The sequence below is a fragment of the Massilia sp. CT11-108 genome (assembly GCF_047302915.1).
Taxonomy (GTDB): domain Bacteria; phylum Pseudomonadota; class Gammaproteobacteria; order Burkholderiales; family Burkholderiaceae_D; genus Telluria; species Telluria orientalis.
This window is the reverse complement of the sequence record NZ_JBKYMO010000880.1, coordinates 1-1,424: the sequence shown is the minus strand read 5'-3', so window position 1 is coordinate 1,424 and position 1,424 is coordinate 1. Positions and strand designations below refer to the sequence as shown.

The 1,424-nt window shown below is 69.0% G+C and carries 3 protein-coding genes; all 3 read left to right on the top strand.

Annotation, left to right across the window (positions count from 1 at the left end):
* Window positions 1–466, top strand: a 466-nt coding sequence (locus ACEN88_RS31650; protein ID WP_413346114.1) for a FliM/FliN family flagellar motor switch protein, incomplete at its 5' end; no start/stop codon positions are given.
* The gene (gene sctR / locus ACEN88_RS31645; RefSeq protein WP_413346112.1) at window positions 450–1,097 is read left to right on the top strand and encodes a type III secretion system export apparatus subunit SctR; all 648 of its coding nucleotides are present in this window, start codon (window positions 450–452) and stop codon (window positions 1,095–1,097) included. The genes ACEN88_RS31650 and sctR, both read left to right, overlap by 17 nt.
* A gap of 4 nt (window positions 1,098–1,101) precedes the next feature.
* Window positions 1,102–1,362: a type III secretion system export apparatus subunit SctS gene (gene sctS, locus ACEN88_RS31640; protein WP_413346110.1), complete on the top strand. Its 261-nt coding sequence runs from the start codon at window positions 1,102–1,104 to the stop codon at window positions 1,360–1,362.
* Window positions 1,363–1,424: the final 62 nt, after the last annotated feature.

Here is a 1,424-nt window from a genome sequence, read left to right as displayed (position 1 = left end):
GCGTCCGGGCGACGTGCTGCTCGGGTGGCCAGCGGCCCCGGGCTTCGCGCCGCACGCGACGCTCGGCCAGGCGACCCTGCTGTGGGGCGCCGCCAACGGTCACGCCGTCCATGCGCACGCGCGCATCGATTCCCGCAACGTCATCCTGGAGAGCAGTCCCTACGCCATGAACCACGATCCCGACCTGTCCCTGCGCGCCGCGCCGGATGCCGCCTCCTCCCCGCTCGACGTCAGCGACGTCGAACTGCCGGTCCACATCGAAGTGGTGACGGTGAACCTGCCGATCGGGCAGATCGCCGCCCTGCAGCCGGGCTATATCCTCACGTTGCCGGTCGCGCTGGCCGACGCCGACATCCGGCTCGTGGCGCACGGCCAGACCCTGGCCTTCGGGGAGCTCGTCGCCATCGGCGACCAGCTCGGCCTGCACATCCGCCGAATCGCGAACGCCGATGAACGCCGCGCCTGACGTCGGTTCGCTGCTGGTCGCCGCGCTCGCGCTGGCGGTCCTGCCGTTCGTGGCGATGGTGGTCACGTCCTACACCAAGATCGTGGTGGTGCTGGGCCTCCTGCGCAACGCGCTCGGGCTGCAGGGCGTGCCGCCCAACTCGGTCCTGAACGGCGTCGCCCTGATCGTGACGTGCTTCGTGATGGCGCCGGTCGGCATGGACGCCATGCACCGCGCGCACCTGCCGGGCGAAACGGCGGCCGGGGCCCAGGTCATGCCGCTGCTCGACGCCGGGCGCGAGCCCTTCCGGGCCTTCCTGAAGGCCCATGCGACGGAGCGCGAGAAGGCCTTCTTCCTGCGCTCGGCGCGCCAGATCTGGCCGCCCGGGCGCGCGGCCGAACTCAAGGAAGACGACCTGATCGTGCTGGCGCCGGCGTTCATCCTGAGCGAACTCACGGCCGCCTTCAAGATCGGTTTCCTGCTGTACCTGTCGTTCATCGTGATCGACCTCGTCGTCGCGAACGTGCTGATGGCGCTCGGCCTGTCGCAGGTCAGTCCGACGAACGTGGCGATTCCGTTCAAGCTGCTGCTGTTCGTCTCGCTCGATGGCTGGTCGATGCTGGTCCACGGCCTGATCTCCACCTACAAGTGACGTCATGGAATACGATAACCTCACCCACCTGACCGCCCAGGCGCTGAAGCTGTGCCTGATGGTGTCCCTGCCGGCCGTCGCCGTGGCCGCACTCACGGGCCTCGTCGTCGCCTTCCTGCAGGCGATCACGTCGCTGCAGGATTCCAGCATTTCGCAAAGCGTGAAACTGGTGATCGTCACCGTCGCCATCATGGTCAGCGCGCCATGGGGCGGCATGGCGGTGCTGAGCTTCGCGCGCAGCCTGTGGGAGGTCATGTTCGTATGAGCATCCAGCGCATCGGCGGCGGCTGGCTGCCGCCCCTCCCCGCCGCCGCGCCGGACACGCCC